Source organism: Bacillus sp. FSL W7-1354 (genome assembly GCF_038002405.1).
In the GTDB taxonomy this organism is placed as follows: domain Bacteria; phylum Bacillota; class Bacilli; order Bacillales; family Bacillaceae; genus Bacillus; species Bacillus paralicheniformis.
Map to the genome: position 1 here is coordinate 2,840,537 of NZ_JBBOCL010000001.1, position 18,601 is coordinate 2,859,137.

Annotated in this window: 20 protein-coding genes and 1 pseudogene; 3 read left to right on the top strand and 18 right to left on the bottom strand. The window is 45.2% G+C overall.

The genetic code is table 11. From position 1 onward, the window contains the following. Positions 1–161 precede the first annotated feature (161 nt). Together MKZ04_RS14510 and MKZ04_RS14515 are read left to right on the top strand one after the other, a co-directional pair. Positions 162–1,760 carry an SWIM zinc finger family protein gene (locus tag MKZ04_RS14510; RefSeq protein ID WP_149169771.1) on the top strand — a complete coding sequence of 533 codons (1,599 nt, stop codon included), beginning with the start codon at positions 162–164 and terminating at the stop codon, positions 1,758–1,760. After that, positions 1,747–4,512 (top strand): DEAD/DEAH box helicase, encoded by a 2,766-nt coding sequence (locus tag MKZ04_RS14515; protein ID WP_149169770.1) that lies wholly within the window; start codon positions 1,747–1,749, stop codon positions 4,510–4,512. The genes MKZ04_RS14510 and MKZ04_RS14515 overlap by 14 nt, the downstream gene beginning before the upstream one ends. Positions 4,513–4,550: 38 nt before the next feature. On the opposite strand, the pseudogene MKZ04_RS14520 reads toward MKZ04_RS14515, so the two are convergent. The 15 genes and pseudogenes from MKZ04_RS14520 to MKZ04_RS14590 all read right to left on the bottom strand — a co-directional run bounded on the left by MKZ04_RS14520 (position 4,551) and on the right by MKZ04_RS14590 (position 16,062). Further along, positions 4,551–5,354 (bottom strand): annotated as a pseudogene (locus MKZ04_RS14520) (YwqG family protein). Positions 5,355–5,402: 48 nt separating this feature from the next. Next, a complete protein-coding gene (locus MKZ04_RS14525; protein WP_025810669.1) occupies positions 5,403–6,350 on the bottom strand; it encodes an ATP-binding protein in 948 nt (315 codons plus the stop codon). An 11-nt stretch (positions 6,351–6,361) separates the two neighbouring features. Next, positions 6,362–7,027, bottom strand: coding sequence for a hypothetical protein (locus MKZ04_RS14530; RefSeq protein ID WP_023857140.1), 666 nt, complete (start codon positions 7,025–7,027; stop codon positions 6,362–6,364). Positions 7,028–7,048: 21 nt separating this feature from the next. Beyond that, entirely contained in the window at positions 7,049–8,026 is a 978-nt protein-coding gene (locus MKZ04_RS14535; RefSeq protein ID WP_328056240.1) for a tetratricopeptide repeat protein, read from the bottom strand. Between the two features lie 333 nt (positions 8,027–8,359). Further along, on the bottom strand, positions 8,360–9,238 hold the full coding sequence (locus tag MKZ04_RS14540; RefSeq protein WP_023857138.1) for a Cof-type HAD-IIB family hydrolase: 879 nt from the start codon (positions 9,236–9,238) through the stop codon (positions 8,360–8,362). A gap of 15 nt (positions 9,239–9,253) precedes the next feature. After that, positions 9,254–10,024: a DeoR/GlpR family DNA-binding transcription regulator gene (locus MKZ04_RS14545; RefSeq protein ID WP_023857137.1), complete on the bottom strand. Its 771-nt coding sequence runs from the start codon at positions 10,022–10,024 to the stop codon at positions 9,254–9,256. Between the two features lie 142 nt (positions 10,025–10,166). After that, a complete protein-coding gene (locus MKZ04_RS14550) occupies positions 10,167–10,832 on the bottom strand; it encodes a transaldolase family protein (RefSeq protein WP_023857136.1) in 666 nt (221 codons plus the stop codon). Between the two features lie 20 nt (positions 10,833–10,852). Next, the gene (gene srlD, locus MKZ04_RS14555) at positions 10,853–11,638 is read right to left on the bottom strand and encodes a sorbitol-6-phosphate dehydrogenase (RefSeq protein ID WP_023857135.1); all 786 of its coding nucleotides are present in this window, start codon (positions 11,636–11,638) and stop codon (positions 10,853–10,855) included. A gap of 14 nt (positions 11,639–11,652) precedes the next feature. Then, positions 11,653–12,024, bottom strand: coding sequence for a PTS glucitol/sorbitol transporter subunit IIA (locus MKZ04_RS14560; RefSeq protein ID WP_020453199.1), 372 nt, complete (start codon positions 12,022–12,024; stop codon positions 11,653–11,655). Positions 12,025–12,047: 23 nt separating this feature from the next. Beyond that, entirely contained in the window at positions 12,048–13,055 is a 1,008-nt protein-coding gene (gene srlE / locus MKZ04_RS14565; protein WP_020453200.1) for a PTS glucitol/sorbitol transporter subunit IIB, read from the bottom strand. 16 nt (positions 13,056–13,071) lie between these two features. Beyond that, complete coding sequence (srlA, locus tag MKZ04_RS14570; protein WP_020453201.1) at positions 13,072–13,620, bottom strand: PTS glucitol/sorbitol transporter subunit IIC; 549 nt, start codon at positions 13,618–13,620, stop codon at positions 13,072–13,074. Beyond that, positions 13,617–14,060, bottom strand: coding sequence for a transcriptional regulator GutM (locus MKZ04_RS14575; RefSeq protein WP_341046219.1), 444 nt, complete (start codon positions 14,058–14,060; stop codon positions 13,617–13,619). The genes srlA and MKZ04_RS14575 overlap by 4 nt, the downstream gene beginning before the upstream one ends. Next, entirely contained in the window at positions 14,057–15,019 is a 963-nt protein-coding gene (locus MKZ04_RS14580) for a sugar-binding transcriptional regulator (RefSeq protein ID WP_020453203.1), read from the bottom strand. The genes MKZ04_RS14575 and MKZ04_RS14580 overlap by 4 nt, the downstream gene beginning before the upstream one ends. 219 nt (positions 15,020–15,238) lie before the next feature. Next, positions 15,239–15,586 carry a single-stranded DNA-binding protein gene (gene ssb, locus MKZ04_RS14585; protein WP_048350529.1) on the bottom strand — a complete coding sequence of 116 codons (348 nt, stop codon included), beginning with the start codon at positions 15,584–15,586 and terminating at the stop codon, positions 15,239–15,241. Positions 15,587–15,690: 104 nt separating this feature from the next. Next, complete coding sequence (locus tag MKZ04_RS14590; RefSeq protein ID WP_023857133.1) at positions 15,691–16,062, bottom strand: hypothetical protein; 372 nt, start codon at positions 16,060–16,062, stop codon at positions 15,691–15,693. Between the two features lie 181 nt (positions 16,063–16,243). Between MKZ04_RS14590 and MKZ04_RS14595 the strand changes: the two genes are divergently transcribed. Continuing rightward, positions 16,244–16,657 carry a YwpF-like family protein gene (locus MKZ04_RS14595; protein ID WP_020453206.1) on the top strand — a complete coding sequence of 138 codons (414 nt, stop codon included), beginning with the start codon at positions 16,244–16,246 and terminating at the stop codon, positions 16,655–16,657. Between the two features lie 39 nt (positions 16,658–16,696). On the opposite strand, the gene mscL is transcribed toward MKZ04_RS14595, so the two are convergent. From mscL to MKZ04_RS14610, 3 genes are all read right to left on the bottom strand, one after another. Further along, positions 16,697–17,077: a large conductance mechanosensitive channel protein MscL gene (gene mscL, locus MKZ04_RS14600; RefSeq protein ID WP_023857132.1), complete on the bottom strand. Its 381-nt coding sequence runs from the start codon at positions 17,075–17,077 to the stop codon at positions 16,697–16,699. 70 nt (positions 17,078–17,147) lie between these two features. After that, positions 17,148–17,582 (bottom strand): 3-hydroxyacyl-ACP dehydratase FabZ, encoded by a 435-nt coding sequence (gene fabZ, locus MKZ04_RS14605; protein ID WP_003185902.1) that lies wholly within the window; start codon positions 17,580–17,582, stop codon positions 17,148–17,150. 181 nt (positions 17,583–17,763) lie between these two features. Further along, positions 17,764–18,591 carry a flagellar hook-basal body protein gene (locus tag MKZ04_RS14610; protein WP_341046222.1) on the bottom strand — a complete coding sequence of 276 codons (828 nt, stop codon included), beginning with the start codon at positions 18,589–18,591 and terminating at the stop codon, positions 17,764–17,766. Between the last annotated feature and the right edge of the window lie 10 nt (positions 18,592–18,601).

The window sequence follows — 18,601 nt, forward strand, 5'->3', positions numbered from 1 at the left end:
TATATGATGTAAAGAATCAATTTGCCATAGTCTATTACATTATTCGACAGCCATCCGTTTTTATGTCCTTTTCCTGAGAAAATCTTTTTTGGACGGATTGATTAAGCTATAATAGAGAGATTGGAAACTTTTTAAAAGCCATTCGGTTAGGAGCGATAGACATGCTTCAAGACATGATTTCAAAAACGGTTGTGATGGATGCAGCTGAACAGTTTAAGCATGTACTGCCGTGCACAGAAGCTAACATTCAGCTCATGAAAAAAGCCCTTATTTTATACAGACAGGATTCCGTCTATCGGGTCAAGCCGATGAGCGGGCATACGGTCAGTGCTTACGTTCAGGATGTGGTCCCGGTGAAGGTCTTCATCGACCTCGCCGACGTTAAAAAAAGCAGCTGTTCCTGCCCTGCTCAAAACATCTGCCGGCATGTGCTTGCCGTTTATTTATATCTGTATGCACAATATGATCGATTGGGAACGTTTACGGAGTTTTGGAAAGAAGCGCAAAAACGCCGCGAAAACAGGGATATTCTCGGACAGCTTAAGCGTGGAATGAAACCCCGCAGCCACACGCTCGATCAATGGACATCGTTTTTCAAAACGGAGTTCAGACGATGGGAAGAGCATACGCCTAAAAACCAGCAAACGATGCAATACCTTTACTACGGGTATTTTTCAGCTTTAAAAAAGCGGACGCCTGCGGAGCCGGAGCTGAAAAAAATGTACCAAATCCACGCGGCTCTTGCGACATGGCTTGCCATGCATTCGCTCGTCGAGAAAGGGCGCATTGATCCTGAAAAAGATTTTTACTCGCTGAATCCTTATATCGAACAGCTGATGGACACGATCTACAGCTCAATCGATGAACTGAAAACATATGCGCTATCATTCTCCCTTGATCCGTTTTTAGAAAAAACCCCCGGCGCGATTCGGGAACTGCTGCTCAAGAAAGACATTTTTCAGTATGAAAGGCTGCGGATTTTCGGGGAAATCTGGAGTGCACTTCTGTCCCGGCCAAACTGGCTGAAGCGGGAGCTCGATGTGCTGAACGATCTGGAGCCGTCGCCTGAAATACAATTCGGCAGGCTGCATCTTGAATTTCTGCTGAAAAACGACGATGTGATTCTTGATCAAGCCGGATCGTTTTCACCTGAGATTCTTCCTTATACATTTCAATGGCTCAGTGTCATGACCGCCAAAAAAGACTGGAAGCGCCTTAAAAAATGGTACGAACACCTTGAACAGCTTGCATCCGGCTTCTGCAGACTGGATAAACCGTACCGGGAAATACGCGATGTTTTAAGCGAATTCTTCCTGTTTCTGAGCGATTACAGCAAAAACGCAAAAGAAGAGCATGTATATGAACGGTACTGCAAAAAGTGCCTTCCTTATACGTTTACTGAATACAGCCATTTTTTATATAACAAAAACCGCTTTACGGAGTGGATGGAGATCCACAGCCTTGTCGGTTTTTCTATCTCTGAGATCGGGCAGAACGCCTTGAAAGATATCGCAGCAGCAGCCCCTGAAGCTTTGATTCCTTCCTATCACAGAGAAATTTCCGGGCTGGTTGAACAAAAAAACCGCTCAAGCTACAAAGAAGCCGTCAAACAATTAAAAAAGCTGCGCACCCTCTATAAGAAATCGAAAAAACAGGATGTCTGGAACCGGTTTATGGAGCAGTTTTCAGCTCGCTATAAACGGCTGAGAGCCTTCCAGGAGGAACTTAAGAAAGGAAAGTTGATCGATGGCGAGTCTTAAGGAAATCGTGATACATGTCGAACAATCAGAAGACTATACATTCATTTTATCTTGTCATGACGAGGATCATCAGTTTCTTACGCGGAATGAAATGGAAAGGTATTTGTTTCAGTGGCACGAATCGTCTTTTTACGGAACGTTTCTCGAAGATGCCGGTTTAGAGACTCCAGCGGTTCTGCTGTCTCCGTGGATGGCGGTCGAATTTCTCGGCAAAAACTCATTTAATTCGTACAGCGACATCAATCTCACCGAGGAAACCGAACCTTTGATGAAAACGGCTTCCACCATTTATGAGTTTATCGCAGATGAAGATTTTCTTCCCGACTATGAAGCATGGAAGCAAGAGGTGCTGCGTTGGAAAGATAAAGAAGGGATTTTGGAAGGCTATACAGCTGAATGGTTTTCACACGCTGTCGAAGACTACATCAACTACAATGACGAGTTAAAAGCAAAATGGGAATCGATTGTCGCACATTCTCCCGCCGTCACCACATTTCAGGGCCACTTTCTTGATGAAGACGATTTTCTTGAAACGATCGGCTGGCATGAAAACCCTATGCCGTTTACTGTCGGACTCCGCTTAAATGAACCTGACTTTGACGGAGACGATTGGAAAATCGAACTGTTTTTGCGCGACAAAAAAAGCGGAGCCATTCAGTTCTTTGAAGGCTTGAACAGGCTGAAAAAATCGTGGCAGGCATACGCTGATAAAATCGCTCGGGAACAAGACAGATTCCGCCAAATCGTGCCGTGGCTAACGATCGACTCGGGAACGACGCTTTTAACGGAAGAGGAAGCATGGATCTTCCTATCCGAAGCAAGCGAAACTCTTGTCAGCATGGGGATTGAAATTTTGCTACCGTCATGGTGGCAAATCGTCAGAGACAGCAACATGCTGCTGAAAGCGAAAGTGTCATCGGCTCCCCGCGGCGAGTCCTTTGTCGGAATGAATGCATTGATGGACTTCAACTGGCGTTTTGCTACGAACGGAATCGAACTCACAGAAGAAGAATTCGAGCAGCTTGTCGCCAATAAAAGACGGCTTGTCAACATACGCGGGCAGTGGATTAAAATCGATCCGAATTTTATCAAACAAATGAAAAAGCTGATGGAGCGAGCAGAAACAGAGGGGCTTCATATGTCTGACATCCTGGCGCGCGAGCTGACGGAGCGGAGCGAAACCCGCGAGGATGATGATCTGTTCGATGCTTCCGCATTCAGCGAGGTGCGGTTTGAACTGTCCTATCAGCTGAAAAACATGATCAAAAAGCTGAGCCAGCGCGATGATCTCCCGTCATACCCGGTCAGCAAATTTTTTGACGGAACGCTCAGGGCTTATCAGGAAGACGGTTTGAACTGGCTGATCTTTCTCAGAAACTGCGGCTTCGGCGCCTGCCTGGCAGACGATATGGGTCTTGGAAAAACAATCCAGATGATCGCCTATTTCGCCTATTTAAAAGAACAGGGACAACAAACGCCATCTCTCATCATTGCGCCGACTTCCGTCCTCGGGAACTGGCAGCGCGAACTTGAGACCTTCGCGCCCGACCTGACGGCGGCGCTCCATTACGGGCCAAAACGCCCTAAAGGTGAAGCGTTTCAGGAATGTTACAAAGATGCAGATATCGTCTTGACGTCATACGGCCTCGCCCAATCCGACTTTGACGATCTCAGCAGCGTCGCCTGGAACTGCATCTGCCTTGACGAAGCCCAGAATATTAAAAATGCGCACACGAAACAATCCCGCTCAATCAGAAAGCTGAAAGGCATGCATCATATCGCGCTCAGCGGGACTCCGATGGAAAATCGCCTGACGGAGCTGTGGTCGATCTACGATTTCATGAACAAAGGCTATCTCGGAAGCCTTGGCAGCTTCCATAAGCGATTTGTCCTGCCGATTGAAAAAGACCGCGACGAAAAACGTATCGAACAGCTCCAGCAGCTGATCAAACCGTTTTTATTAAGGCGGACAAAGCAGGACAAGGAAGTCGCGCTTAACCTGCCTGAAAAACAGGAAGAAAAAGAGTTCATCCCGCTCTCGGCAGAACAGGCCTCACTATATGAACAGCTTGTCAAAGATACGTTTGAACATATGTCAAGCCTCGCCGGAATGCAGCGTAAAGCTCTCATCTTAAGCATGCTCGGCAAGCTCAAACAAATCTGCGGCCATCCTGCCCTTTACTTAAAAGAGACCGGGAGCGAGCTCCTTAACGGAAGGTCAGTCAAGCTCGAAAAACTGTTGGAACTGACGAAGACGATTCGCGAAAGCGATGAAAGCTGCCTGATTTTCACCCAATATCTCGGGATGGGAGATATGATGAAACGCCTGCTCGAGAAATCATTCGGCGAACCGGTCAAGTTTCTGAACGGCAGTTTATCCAAGCTAGAACGGGACAAAATGGTGGAGCAGTTTCAGAACAAGGAATTTCCGATTCTGATCTTATCATTAAAAGCCGGCGGCACAGGCCTCAATTTGACGGCCGCCAATCACGTCATCCACTATGACAGATGGTGGAATCCCGCGGTTGAAAATCAGGCGACAGACCGCGCCTACAGAATCGGACAGAAACGGTTCGTCCACGTTCATAAACTGATCACCACCGGCACAATTGAAGAAAAAATCGACCACATGCTCGAATCGAAGCAATCGCTGAACGATCAAATCATCCAAAGCGAAAATTGGATCACCGAGCTTTCCGAACATGAACTAGAAGAGTTATTTACCCTGAACGCTTCGGCTATTACGGGTTAAACAAAACAGCTGTCTGAAATAGACAGCTGTTTTTTGTGTTAATGACAGTCCCAATTATATAATACGTTTGAAAAGTCCTTATTCTTTAAATCATCAGGCCTTATAAAAAAATTGGCAATCCCGACATCTCCCCACATCGCGTCAATGTTCTCATCAGAATCAATTTGCAATAGCAGAACGGTATGATCCGGATAATCGCCTTCCCGCGGATCATCTTGCGTAAAGGCTGCGTAGCCCCCGATCTTATGGGAGAAGCCGCCGTACATTTCACTGTATTCTTCGAACACCGTTTCCTCTTGATCGCCGAATTGCTCAAAGAACGTCCAAGCATCCTTTCCCGCGTATCGCTCAAATTGAAAGTCGGACGCAGAGACAAGTTCAGACCCTGTGTCAGGTGTGAGTGAGGATTCGCATCCAATCGGAAAGGCCAGCTCATCCTCAAGCTTCACAAACGAAAAATCGTCGACAAGCTCGTCTTCATTTTCGATGACATTCTCAAAATACTTGATGCAAAAACTCGACTGTTCACACGGATCATCAAAATTCAATCCGTAAACATCATCACTGACAGAGATAAAAAAAAGCAGAATACCGGATTCCGGGAAATTCTCAAGGCGGGGCATGTCTGAAAAATTAATTTACGCAAGCAGTTTCATCGGTTTTCCCTGTGAATCGACAGGATACTGTTCAGACTTTGGAAAATAAGGATCTCCGGCCAGTTTGCTTTCATATCGGCCTGTTTTTCCTTTTTTCGTATCCAGCTTCAAAAAATCCCGCGCTGATTGTTCAAATTGCCCGCGGTATCGGGCCATTTTTTCGGACAATTGAAACGGCTTTTTCATACTTATCATTCTCCTTGACCGGGTGACACTTTAAAATGCGGAGGTCACCTATTTGAGCTTATTTCTCTTCATATAATCAAGAACGGATTGATATGCTTTATTCGCATCACTAAACATGGCATAGTTTTTCGCTGTTGAAAACCATTCAAGCGTTGAAGGCACTCTCCCTTGAAGGCTGCTTTCAAGATCTGTCTGATGGACAGGCGACAGCTTTCCTTGCTGAAGCGACCGTTCGATCGCCTGATCTAAAGCATCGCTGACCAATTGTTCTAAATCAGCCCCCGAAAAATGGCAAGTCTTTTTGGCAATTTTCAGTACATCAATCTGATCATGCGGCTTACCGGACAGCTTTAAATTTAAAATGTCGACACGTTCTTCTTCAGATGGGGGCGGCATAAATACCATCTTATTAAATCTGCCGGGACGGCGTAAGGCAGGATCTAAATACCACGGTGTATTCGTTGCACCGATCACATACACACCGTCATTAAACGTCCCTAAACCATCTAATTCTATCAGCAACTGATTGACCAGCACCCTGTCATGATGCTGGCTCATTCCCTGCCGATTCCCCCCGATCGAATCAAGCTCATCAATAAAAAGAACGCAAGGACTGTTATCACGCGCTTTTTCAAAAATATCATGCAGATTATGTTCGCTCTGCCCAACATACATGGACAATATCGCTTGAAGCTCCAAGTGTATAAAGTTTGCTTTGATCTCGCCGGCAATCGCTTTCGCGATAAATGTTTTTCCGCATCCCGGCGGGCCAAACAGAAGAAGACTTCCCCCCGTCGCTTTTCCAAACGCTTTAAAATATTCAGGATTTTGCAAAGGCAAAATAAAGTCCATGTTGATTTTCTTTTTAATATCTTCTAATCCGCCGACATCAGCAAAAGTTTCACAGTGTTGTTCTAATTCGGTTAAAGCATGTTGATGTTGATCAAACTGAATGACTTTCACCTTTGCGCGTTTTTCCGTATCATCCCTCTTCATATTTATCCTTCCTATCTATGATTTGTACCGGTTAAGATCCTTTTCACCACTTTATAGTTCGCCTTGGAACCCGCATGTTTTTCTAGCTGGGCCTGATCTTTCTTTTTGATTCCGCTTCTTTCAATATGTATTCCTTGCCGCTGCAGGAGCTTATCAAGTTCATCAGCTTTATTGTAAAACTCGTCGGACAAGGCGGCATCGATTTTTTTTCCGTCATTTAACGTCAGATCATACTTCAGGTAAAGTGCCCCTTTTAACCCTTTTTGATAATAGGCATGGACAGAAGTGACATCTTCCATATCGTAATGTTTGGTGCTGGAAATTAGCCCTTCTCTCATGACAATGCTGTTTTTCCCGATATTTTGATATTGAAAAAAAGCATTGCATAGCAGCGTCAGCCCTACCACTAGAAGAATCAAGGATAAAGGCAGCTGCAAGCGCCCCTGATAGCCTTTGGAAGTTATCACTTTTCTAACGGTGTAAGGTATACAAATGAAGGTCAGCAACAGGCTGTAAAATATGCTTACATCAGAGCAAAAAAGCAAGTTGTCGGAAGCCGCCAGCATTTTCATTTGAAGATTCCCAAATCGGTCATACAAAGACATCGTGCCGACAAAACTGAGCAGTCCGAAAAAAACAAAAAATAGAGTTCCCGGTTTATCTTTATGTATTTCCATTATTTCCACTCTTTCATTCATTTAAAATATCAATCTGTATAAGAATGATATGATCCCTATCACAATAATCAGCAATACAAAAAGGATCCAAATCGGTGTGTACTTCAAAAATGTGAGGACCGAACTACCTCGCATTTGTTCGGGCAATTTTCGCTGCATGAAGGCTCCCGCCAGCCCGTTCATCATATAAGGTGTACTGTAGACGACAAACAGGTATGGAATCGTAAGCCACTTGAAGACCAATGTCACGATGACTAGAAGCGGCCAAAACAACACCGGTTTTTTAACACGCAGCTTCTCATGGAAGCGCCTGACTTTCAACGGGTATTTCATAAACCAAAAATTACACATGTTGTATAACGCTAAATTGGGTACAATTCCTGGATTGTTCGGATTGATTTGTAGAGCTGTTTTGTTTAAAGTCAAGGCTTGTGCATAATCTCCTCTTCGATACGCCGCAGAAGCGGCCATTCCCGTGAACATGGCATTATCAGCATTTTGGGCAAGCGCTCTGTCTGAACACGCTCTTGATAATCGATCCTCAAAAAACACCGCCAAAATTTCACTGTATACGACAAGAGAAAATGGATCGTCAGGTTCTAATTCCACTGCCTTTTCTATATAAAAACGCGCTTTTTCATACTCATTTTTATCATGAAAAAGAAATTGAGCGTGCATTGCATAAGTGTAGTGATTATCAGGGTACTGTGAAATCAATAATTCATTTATTTCCTCATGCTCTTCGTACATTCCCAATTCATAGTATGCGAGAGCCAAGATAACCAAAATTTCAAAGTTCATCGGATCTAAATTTAAAGCCTCTTTTGCAAACTGTACCGCTTTTTCATATTCTTTCGCATTAAAATATATATTTGAAAGCAATTGATAGCCTTCTTGTGAGTCGGGGTAACTGGATAAAAACTGCTCTGCTTCCTTCAAGGCTTCCTTTGTTTTCCCCCACTTTGAAAGCCGCTCTGCTTTCTCATACATTATGCTCATTTGATTATCCAAATCGATCACCTGTTATTTACTCTTTTTCAATGAGTTCTAGTATCTTTTTCTAAATTCGAGGATTTAAACTAATGATAAAGTCACCTTCCATTCTTGGAATTTGAAATAATAGTTAAATAGTAACAAACATCACCACATCAAACAATGAATAAAAAGTAACGAAAATAATACTTCATAGTTCACGAGTCAGCGTTAAAATAAATAAAGGCCGCCGACATTGTCGGCGGCCCGCGGATCAATAACATCCGCTGCTTAACCGCACTCCTTCAATCGTTACGCTGCCATGTACCGGCATCACGCCGATTTGAAAGGATGTACGAATTAAACCGGTTTGACTTGTTGTTCAATCAGCTGATTCAGGATGTGAGCGACGCCATTTTCATCATTAGTGAGCGTCACCTCATCAGCCATCTCTTTAATGTCTTCGCGCGCATTGCCCATGGCAAAGCTTTTCCCCGCGATCTTCAGCATCGAAAAATCATTGAGACTGTCTCCGACGGCAGCTGTTTCCTGAAGGGAAATGCCGAGCTTGCGTGAAAGCTTTTCCAACGCCAGCCCTTTTGACGCCTGAAGATGCTCAATTTCAAAGTTATGCTCGGCTGAAGTGACAAGCGTAATATCTTGCGCATCGTTAAATCGCTGCCATCCCGTTTCCAGTTTTTCTTTATGAAAAGAAAAAGCTAATATGTTATATACATTGACATCTTTTCCCGCTAAAAACAGGTCGGTATAGGAGCTGATGTACGCGTATCCGTTTTGACTGAGCTGCTGTTCAGCAGCGAGTTCCAGTCTTGAAAGATCGGCCCCGGGATTTGCGCTTTTCAAGCGGTCCAGCTCAATGTCAAGCAGCTCGCGGCCGTTTTGCGGCGTGAAGATCGCTTCATCGCTGAATACCTCATAATAGTAATTCTTTTCTTCAAGCCATTGAAGAATTCCTTCCGCCCGTTTCCTGTCAAGCGGCACCGAGTGGTAAAGGCGGCCTTCAGGATCATGAATCACCGCTCCGTTGGCACTAATAATCCATGTTTTAATACCTGTCGGCTCAAAAATCGTTTGAACATCGAAGGATGCTCTCCCTGTGGCAACTACTACTTCAATCCCGTGTTCCCGCGCTTTTTTAATCGCATCGATGTTTTCTTGTGAGATCTTGCTTTCACTGTTTAACAACGTCCCGTCTAAATCGACCGCAATCATTTTCATCTGCTGTTTTCCCCCTTAAATATCGTGATGTTCAGCCACGAGCAGCTCCACATCATGTTCATCAAGCAGTTTCTGAAACGGTTTCGGCGGCAGCCGGTCTGTAATGAGAAGGTCGATGTCACTGAGTTCAGCATACCGGTAAAAATCCGTTCTCCCGATTTTCGAATGGTCGGCAAGCGCTATGACTTGTTTCGCTTGGGAAATAATTTTCCGCTTCACCATTCCATCCTCCTCATGGGCAATTGTAAGCCCGTGTTCGGAAACCCCCACCACGCCGATCAGCGCTTTATCAACATGATAGCATGACAGCTTTTCAATGACGGAGGCGCCGTACAAAAAGCGGTGCTCTTTTTGAAGCTTCCCTCCAAGCAGGTGGATATCAGCACCTTTTCTTGAGGAAAGAACCTCCGCAAGGTTAATCGAATTGGTGATGATCGTGCAATTGACATCCGGCAAATGCTCGGCGCACGATTGGACTGTCGTGGAAGCATCCAAAATCATACGGTCGCCTTCTCTGATTAAAGAAGCGGCTGCTTTTCCGATCATGCTTTTCTCTTCGGAAACCATGCCCAGCCTGCCCGAATAGTCTTTGACCTCATCATGAACGGTAGGCAGAATCGCCCCTCCCCTTGTTCTGATAATAGCGCCTTGCTCCTGCAGTTTGACCAGATCCCGCCTTGCCGTATCTCTTGAAACTCCGAATAAAGAACAAATTTGTTCAACGGAAATCCGTTTACGCTCTTTTAAATAGTCGATGATGGAAATTAACCTTTCCTCTTGATACACTCGATCATTCCTTCTTTACACAAGTAAAATTCATTATTTATAAGTGATTATAAGTTATTACACAGAATAAATCAAGAACACATAAGTAATTATAAGTAAAAATAAAGCCTGAGTCCGGTTTCCCGATCCTCAGGCTCGCATGCTAAAATGAAAATGATCCATATTGAGAGTGCCAAATTTCACGAAACGCATGGATATCACGGTCTACAGCCGGATGATCAGCCAAATGGCTTAAAAGCTCAGGGCTGATTGTCGCCTCGTGGCTCCCCGCTTCCATGACGGCAAGAATTTGACGGTTATGTTTAAAGCTTGCCGCAAGCACTTTGCAATTTAAACGGTATGTGTTAAATAAGTCGACAATTGTTTTGACAACGCCCGCCCCATGACCATACTCTTGATCAATACGATTGACATACGGCGCGACATAGGAGGCGCCGGCTTTTGCGGCCAGAACAGCCTGTGCAGCGGTATAAACCGTTGTCCCGGTGGTCTGGATGTTTTCAGCCGCGAGCTCTCTGATCGCGTAAAGTCCTTGAGCCGTCACCGGAATCTTTACCGACACGTTTCCATCCAGCCAGTTATAGAGCGCCTTCGCCTGATCGGCTATATCCCGCCAATGGTCGGCGATCACTTGGGCATGGAGAGGCAGATGCTCGGGAAGGAGCCGCCGAATATCTTGAATCTGCTGTTTAAAGGGCTGCTTTTCCCTTGCGATCAGCGCCGGGTTTGTCGTGACGCCGCCAGCGGGAAATGAATCCAGCAATCTTTCAATCTCCGGTATATGCGCTGAATCAATCAGCATGTTCATCATCGCTTCCCCCTCGTGTTTTAATGCATGACCTGCCCTCCGGTTACATTAATCGACTGACCCGTCATATAGGATGCTTGATCAGAAGCGTAAAATAAGATGGCATTGGCGATGTCATCATACGTACAGCCCCGTCCGAGCGGCACTTTTTCGGTGTACACGCGCTCTACTTGGCTCTCTGGAATGCCGAGCTTTTTCGCGTATTGCGGAATCAAGCTTTGGAACATCGGCGATTTCAACAAATTTCCCGGCATAATGCTGTTCACGCGAATGTTGTGTTCGGCAAGATCGAGCGCGAGGCTTTGAGTGAGACCGACACCTCCAAATTTGGAAGCTGAATAAGCTGTATTATGTTTGCTGCCGACCTTTCCCGATTTGGAGTTAATTTGAATGATTGACCCGCTTCCCTGCTCAATCATGACCTTCGACGTTTCCCTCGCGCAAAGAAAATACCCGGTTAAATTGACTTCGATGGTCCGTTCCCAGTCTTCAAGCTCAAAATCTGTGATCTTATTGCTTTTGGCGATTCCCGCACTGTACACCATCACATCGATTTTATTGAATTCCTCCGTGATCCTGCCGATCATTTTTTCCACATCGGCTTCTTTTGTAAAATCTGCTTGAATCCACAGCGATTTGACCCCGTATTGACCGGCTGCATGTTCAGCCGTCCTTTCGGCGTTCTCGCCGTTGATGTCTGCGACCGCGATGTTATATCCCGCCTCTGCCATGCGGTAGGACAGCGCTTCTCCGAGACTTTGGCCGCCGCCGCATATCAATGCCACTTTTCCTTTATTCATCTCCATATTGCACCCGCTCCTTATGAGAATCTTTTAACTTGAATACAGTCTCCTGCTGAAACCTCCGGCAGTTGTTCCTTTCGTTCAAGGTACAGCGTTCCCGGCAGCTCGGCTGAAGCCGATCCGTCAAATTTCAGCGTAATATGCCCGAGATTCGCCAGGTTCTGGCGAACGGCTCCCCCAACGGCTGTGATTTTGTAGGACTCGCCGCCCAGTATGAGCTTATCGCCTTCATTGAAGTCGCCTTCTACAGGCTTTATATCAATTGATAAACAATAATCTTTCAATTCATCCGGAGCGCCTTCGCCGAATAATATAAGCATCTTTTCATCTGAAAATGCCGTTGCTTGATCTCCGATTCTGTTTATTTTTGTTTCATACAGCATGACCATAATTCTCCCTCCTTAAGAAAACCTCAGCTGTCATACATGCCAAAGCTGGCCAGCCAAGCAATGAAAACGGTTGGCGCCCCAGTCAAAAAACGCGAATACAGCACCGACGGCACCCCGACTTCAACCGTTTCGACTTCCGCTTCCGCAAGACCCAGGCCGACCGGAACAAAGTCGGCAGCTGCTTGCGAATTGATCGCAAATAACGCCGGCAGCGCCAAATTCGGCGGAATGTTTCCTTTGCCGATCTCAACGCCGATCAGCGAACCGACAACTTGTGCAATCACCGCCCCGGGTCCAAGAAACGGGGAAAGCAGCGGAAATGAACAAACAAGCGAGATTAATAGCAATCCGGGCAGTGACCCTGCAAATGGTGATAAATATTTGGCAAAAATGTCTCCGATGCCTGACTCTTTAATGATGCCGATCAATAGAGCCACAAAAGCCATGAACGGAAGAATTGTTTTGATAACGGTTTCAATCGCTTCCCGTCCAGCTTGATAAAACGTGCTGACGACCGATCCCATGGCCATCCCGATTGTCGCCATCATCCCTTTCGGCGACTGCTGTTCACTAATTTTTTTCTCTGTGCTATAATGGTTTTGTTTATTTTGCATTTGTTTTTCTTCTGGAATATTAGACTGTTCAGGCTCCTCCACAGCTCCCAGCAGTTTAATATTCTCTTTTTTTACTCCGGAAACATATATATCTTCTGTAATATGGGCGGCAAGCGGCCCGCTTTTTCCGGTCGCCATCACATTGATCGTCGGAATTCGCTTTTGCGGGTAAAGTCCGCAGCGCAGCGTCCCTCCGCAGTCGATGATCACAGCGGCCATTTCGTTTTCGGGTACTGTCGTTTTAAAGCCGTCGACCAGGGTGCACCCCGTCAGCTCAGCTAAATGATCCGCAAAATCGGGTTTGTTTCCGCCGGTGACGTACACGATTTTATTTCTCTCTTCATCAGGCGTGATCACCAGAGGCCCGCCAAACCCTCCCGGCCCTTTTGAAACTTCAACCGAACGATAGGAACTCATCTGTAAACCGCCTTTCTTATTTAAGATCAATCGAATCTTTCAAGGCAATGCCCTGCTGTTTCGCGACATAAGCCGTTGTCATATCCGTTACCCAGCCCCTGAGAAAGTTTGTTACAATCCCGACCAGAAGATAGCGGAGAGCGAGCTCGGTCGTTTCATGCCCCAGCGTCGTAATTCCTGCGGAAATCCCGAGGAAAACAAACAGCTCGCCCGGATTCACGTGCGGGAAAAGTCCGTTATGCGTGTGACAAGAATAGGATGCAGCCGCATAATAGCTCGGTTTGTATTTTTCAGGCAAGAACCTGCCAAGCGACAGCGTCATTGGATTTGCAAGCATGAACGTACCAATGACAGGCAAAACCATGTATCTCGTTAATGGATTTTTTCCCGACTTCCTCGCGAGCGCTTCGACGCGCTTTTCTCCTATCAGGCGTATCAGGGCATTCATGGCGACAAGAAGCATAATCAATAAAGGAACGATGTCTGTAAGCATACTGACAAACACTTCTCCGCCATGTCTGAATAAGTCCATAAACTTCTCCGCAAGCCATGTTACGTTTTTCATAATTCACCTCTTTTTTTGATTTGAAAGCTCATCAGTTTTTGAAGCCGCGTTTTCTTCTGCGGGACATCACCCCCTTTCGTGATGATGTCGAATGTTTTCAAGGCATCTTCAATTGCGAGCCGTGTGAGGCGGTCGTGCCGGACAAGCTCCGCTTGTCCGATCTTCAACAAATACTTTCCTTCAAACCCTTTTAAAGGCTTGATTCTTGAAAAGACAGTGACACCTTGCATTTTTGACGCCTTTAAAATTTTATTGCGCTTGTCAATGACAAACAGGACGACCGTTCCGGCTCTGAATAAGCCGGTCTTCCTTCCGACCGCGACTCTTCCCATACATCTGTATGCGGCGAATGTTCGGTTGAAATGCCTGATTTGCAAAAAACCAAAAATACTTTGGAGAAGCCATACAGCTCCAAGGGCGATGATAAAGTAAATGATCATAATTGGTTTCTTACCTCCTCGGCAATTTCTCTGGCTGTTTCGGCAGTTGTCACCAAAATATTAATATAACGGCCTTTTGCAGCCCCGATAATAGAAGGGACTTTTTCATGGGATTCAGCAAGACCGATGGAATACTCCAAATTCTTTAACCTCTTGATGTCTATCGCGATGGTTCTGTCATGAATCTCTGTTTCTACCAACGCTCCCGACCGATCAAAGAAACGCGAGCATATATCTCCGACCGCCTGCTTTTCTTCAAGGCGCTCGATATCCTGATCGCCGTAAAATCCGGTCCAGATCATATTTGAAGAACTAAGCGGCGCTCCGATCCCGACGGCTGCCACGGTAAGGCCGTTCCACAGACTTTCTATTTTTTTAAAATAGTGGGACTTGACGATTTCCTCTTTCGTTTCTTTTTTTTCGACAACGGCTGCCGCGTCTATAAAGTAAGGCGTTCCTCCAAAGTCACCGGCAATGCTGTATACGATGCTGTTCACGTGATATTTCGTATCCATGGCGCCCGGACCGCCGACAAGCGGCACAAATGAAGCGCTCCGTTTTTTTACGCCGTGAAACTCCCCGATCATTCCCGCCATCGTCGTCCCCCATGCAAAGCCTACCGTATCTCCGTCTTTCACGACGCGTTTTAAGATTTCGGCACCGGCTTTGCCGACGAGTTTCTTCTTGTCTTCAGATGTTTGTTCCGGTTTTGCGTCGCATATGTACACTTCTTTAAGCCCAAGCAGCTGTTCGAGCTCCCGTTCCAAATCGTAGTGTGTCCCGACATGGTCATCGATCGTGATTTTAACGATTCCTTCCTCGCGCGCTTTTTTCAGCATACGTCCGACAGTTGTTCTGTATATCCCTGTTGCGTTTGCAATCTGGCTCTGTGTCATATCCTCTTCGTAGTACATTTTGCAGACTTTGATCAGAAGGCGTTTATCATCCTTTATTTCCATAAGATCACCCTTCTTTTGCACATTTGTGCAAGCATTTGTCATTTGTCGTTGTATCCGCTTACATTATACATACGGAATTTTTGGGCGTCAATTTAAATTTGTCTATTTTTTGTCTAAAATAAAAAAACCGGTCATTAAAAACCGGTCATAAGGGGGATAAAATTGGGGATAGTAATTGATTTTTTTTAAGAAAGGCGTTTGCAGAAGGAATTTTACGGTTTAAGCTTCCGCCGGCTCATGGGCTTTTCGGCTTTCTCCCAAAAATCTGACTGATCGGGCGACAACTTCTGTAATAAAGACGCGTTCGCCTTCTGAATTGACGTATTGGCGAGTCTGGATTCTTCCGCTCAGCCCGATGATGGAGCCTTTTTCGCAATATTCGGCTGTATTCACGGCAGTTTTGCGCCACAGGGTGCAATTGACAAAGTCCGCTTCAATTTCGCCTGCTGCATTTTTGAAAGGCCTGCTGACAGCCAGCGTCACATTTGCAACAGGGACACCGTCAGATGTGTACCGAAGTTCGGGATCTTTTGTCAAACGCCCGACCAGCATGATCTCATTAAACATTTCGTGCCTCCCTTCCTGTTCGGGTATCCCCAGTTTATAAGAGATCGGTATTTAAGGAAAATCATCATAAAAGAAAAATAACCTGGAAAAAACCCGGGTTCGCGTCATAATTTTTGTTTCTTTCTGCCATTAATTAAAAAAATCATCTCATTGTTATTTGAGAAATACGTATTTTTCAGAAACTGAAAAAAAACAGGAGATGCCAGCCACCGCTCTGAGTATACGCGGACATATGAGCCCCCGTCCCAAGCATACAAACGGAATGACAACTCTTTCTGTTTAATCGTTACTTGAAATTCGTATATTTCCATTCTGTCTTTTGTTTCATAGCGAAACACGATGCCTTCATTGGCATACGTGCTGATCTCGTGCTTTTTGTTTCCGGCTGAAAAGCAAATCATAGGCATATATTGACGGCAGTCAGCAGCTGGATTGCTTGCGATCACAAATACTTCTTTTAAGAAAAAATGGTTCATAAGTCACCTCCTGCTCAATATCACCTAAAGTATAAATAAAAATAAAGCATTATAAAATACTTTTTGCAAAATTTAAAATACGAATATGCTCCTATTGCATAAACAAACCAGGGTCAAGAGTTCTTCCAAGCGAATGTGCTATAATGGTTATACAACTATGGAAGCTTGTGAGGTGATACTAGTGAAAACCTTTAGGCTTATTGATTTAAAAATTGTCCGCCAGGATGAAACTTCAAAGCGGCTCGAGGAGTTCCCGCTGATCGACGGCCTTATCATTAATAAAGAAGACGGAGAAAACCACTGGATGGTTGAGGGGCTGGTTTCGAAAGAGTACCGGTATTTTTTCGAATACCTCCTTCAGGAAGGCAAAGAAGTGAAAACATATGTAACGATCACGAAAAAAAGCAACCGCCCCGCACAGCTGTTAGCGAAGGTCAAAAAGATCACGGTACTAGGCGAGCATGTTTCCGTCTTATTGGACGGCAAAATGGTCAGCTCAAAGCTGAGGAAAGGCTCCGACAAGATCTTGGAAGATTTAATGAAAGAAGGATATTCCGGAGACCGGCTTCTTGAAGCATTTAAACAAAATATATAGAAAAGGCTGTCTTCGCCGGACAGCCTTTTCGCTATAGCTCTAAGAGCGTTTCGTCTGCTCTTTTAACAAATCCCGTATTTCCTTAAGCAATTCTTCCTGCGGATCAGGAGCAGCTTTTTCTTCTTCGGCATCCTTCTTCTTCAGCTTAGAGATATAACGGATAAATAGAAAAATTGAAAACGAAATAATAAAGAAATTGACGATCGACTGAATGAACAGCCCGTATTTAATGTCGGCATCAACAAATGTGAACGACAGCGCTGAAAAATCCAGGCCTCCTAGCAGAAGACCGAGGAGCGGCATCATTAAATCATTGACAAGCGAAGTCACGATTTTTCCAAAGGCGCCTCCTATGATAACCCCGATTGCAAGATCGATTACATTTCCACGAATCGCAAAGCTTTTAAATTCTTTCCACATGAATGATCACCTTTTCTCTTTTATGATAAAAAAACAAAATGGGCTTTTACGGAAACCCATTCTGTTTGCGTTATTCCTGTTTTTCGCCAAGAGAAAACATCAATTCGGCTTCACACACCACTTCTCCATCCACTTTCGCGACTCCTTTTCCTTTGCCGATGGAACCGCGGAAACGAAGCACTTCAAGCTCAAGATGGAGCTGATCGCCCGGTTTGACCTGCTTTTTGAAGCGGCAGCTGTCGATTCCCGCAAAAAACGCGAGCCTTCCGCGGTTTTCTTCCTTCATCAAAAGCGCCACGGCACCCACTTGCGCAAGCGCTTCAACAATCAAAACGCCAGGCATCACCGGATAATCCGGAAAGTGTCCGTTAAAGAATTCTTCATTTACTGTCACATTTTTATAACCCGCTGCCCGTTTTCCTTCCTCTACTTCTGTCACACGGTCTACCAGCAGAAAGGGATAGCGGTGGGGAATGATTTCTTTAATTTGCTGAGCATCAAGCATTGCCTTGACATCTCCTTTTTCGAAAAATATGTATAGAATGATATGTCAGTGCCTTATTCTGTACATCTGGAAGTATATTATGAAACGGAATCTTTTTCAACAAAAGATGAAAGACAACGCTGAAAATGAAAATAAAAAGAGCCTGAACCAATCGTCGTTTGGCCGGCTCCTATTTGCTTTGCTAGCGAACTGAATTGATCAGCCCCATCATTTGATCGCCCATCGTGATGGCGCGGGAATTCATTTGATAAGACCGCTGCGAAGAGATCAGGTCGGTCATTTCCTTCGATACATCGACATTTGATGATTCGAGGAATCCCTGTTTTAGAGAAATGTCCTGCCGCCCGGCTCCGTTCAGATTGATGAGAGCCGTTGCTCTCAATTCATCGCTGACAGAAAAAAGATTGCTTCCTTCTTCCGTAAGAGCCTGAGGTTTGACAGCCCGAACGATTCCCAAGTTAAAACGCAATGGCGTTTCACCTTGATTGTCTGACGAAACGGTGACACTTCCCGAATCGTCAACTTTGATGTGTTTATAACGCTGATTGAAACGGATGGGATTTCCGTTTTCGTCAAGAACAGCATGCCCTTCTTTCGTCACCAGCTGCATCTGGTTGGCGTTGCCAGCCGCAGGCGTCAGGTAAAATGCTCCGTCTCTTGTATATTGCACTTCCCCGTCGACATTGACCTGGAAGTACTGATAAGGAGAAGTCAGTGCGATATCAAGATCGCGGCCAGTTTCTTTAAGGCTTCCCTGTTTATGTGTCAGCCGGTCGGTCATCACGGCTCCGACGCCGAGCCGAAGTCCGGGCGGCGTCTTTCTGCTTGCCGCTACTTCATTATTTTTCTCGTTTACCTGTTCAATCTGCTGCCTGATCAGCTCCGAAAAGCTCGTGTTTTTCGCCTTATATCCCGTTGTATCGGTATTTGCAAGATTATGGCTGATATTATCAATTTGTTTTTGCAGTTCAAACATTGTGTTTGAAGCCGTGATCATGGATCTAAGCATCGTTTTTCCA

Excerpts from the sequence above, each read along its gene's own strand:
- MKZ04_RS14590 (WP_023857133.1), bottom strand. The coding sequence starts at position 16,062 with ATGAACCATTTTTTCTTAAAAGAAGTATTTGTGATCGCAAGCAATCCA.
- MKZ04_RS14535 (WP_328056240.1), bottom strand. The coding sequence starts at position 8,026 with ATGAGCATAATGTATGAGAAAGCAGAGCGGCTTTCAAAGTGGGGGAAA.
- srlE (WP_020453200.1), bottom strand. The coding sequence starts at position 13,055 with ATGAGTTCCTATCGTTCGGTTGAAGTTTCAAAAGGGCCGGGAGGGTTT.
- MKZ04_RS14525 (WP_025810669.1), bottom strand. The coding sequence starts at position 6,350 with ATGAAGAGGGATGATACGGAAAAACGCGCAAAGGTGAAAGTCATTCAG.
- MKZ04_RS14550 (WP_023857136.1), bottom strand. The coding sequence starts at position 10,832 with ATGAACATGCTGATTGATTCAGCGCATATACCGGAGATTGAAAGATTG.
- MKZ04_RS14575 (WP_341046219.1), bottom strand. The coding sequence starts at position 14,060 with ATGATCATTTACTTTATCATCGCCCTTGGAGCTGTATGGCTTCTCCAA.
- MKZ04_RS14540 (WP_023857138.1), bottom strand. The coding sequence starts at position 9,238 with ATGAAAATGATTGCGGTCGATTTAGACGGGACGTTGTTAAACAGTGAA.
- MKZ04_RS14530 (WP_023857140.1), bottom strand. The coding sequence starts at position 7,027 with ATGGAAATACATAAAGATAAACCGGGAACTCTATTTTTTGTTTTTTTC.
- srlA (WP_020453201.1), bottom strand. The coding sequence starts at position 13,620 with ATGAAAAACGTAACATGGCTTGCGGAGAAGTTTATGGACTTATTCAGA.
- MKZ04_RS14560 (WP_020453199.1), bottom strand. The coding sequence starts at position 12,024 with ATGGTCATGCTGTATGAAACAAAAATAAACAGAATCGGAGATCAAGCA.
- MKZ04_RS14610 (WP_341046222.1), bottom strand. The coding sequence starts at position 18,591 with ATGCTTAGATCCATGATCACGGCTTCAAACACAATGTTTGAACTGCAA.
- MKZ04_RS14515 (WP_149169770.1), top strand. The coding sequence starts at position 1,747 with ATGGCGAGTCTTAAGGAAATCGTGATACATGTCGAACAATCAGAAGAC.
- fabZ (WP_003185902.1), bottom strand. The coding sequence starts at position 17,582 with ATGCTTGATGCTCAGCAAATTAAAGAAATCATTCCCCACCGCTATCCC.
- srlD (WP_023857135.1), bottom strand. The coding sequence starts at position 11,638 with ATGGAGATGAATAAAGGAAAAGTGGCATTGATATGCGGCGGCGGCCAA.
- MKZ04_RS14510 (WP_149169771.1), top strand. The coding sequence starts at position 162 with ATGCTTCAAGACATGATTTCAAAAACGGTTGTGATGGATGCAGCTGAA.
- mscL (WP_023857132.1), bottom strand. The coding sequence starts at position 17,077 with ATGTGGAAAGAATTTAAAAGCTTTGCGATTCGTGGAAATGTAATCGAT.
- MKZ04_RS14580 (WP_020453203.1), bottom strand. The coding sequence starts at position 15,019 with ATGGAAATAAAGGATGATAAACGCCTTCTGATCAAAGTCTGCAAAATG.
- ssb (WP_048350529.1), bottom strand. The coding sequence starts at position 15,586 with ATGTTTAATGAGATCATGCTGGTCGGGCGTTTGACAAAAGATCCCGAA.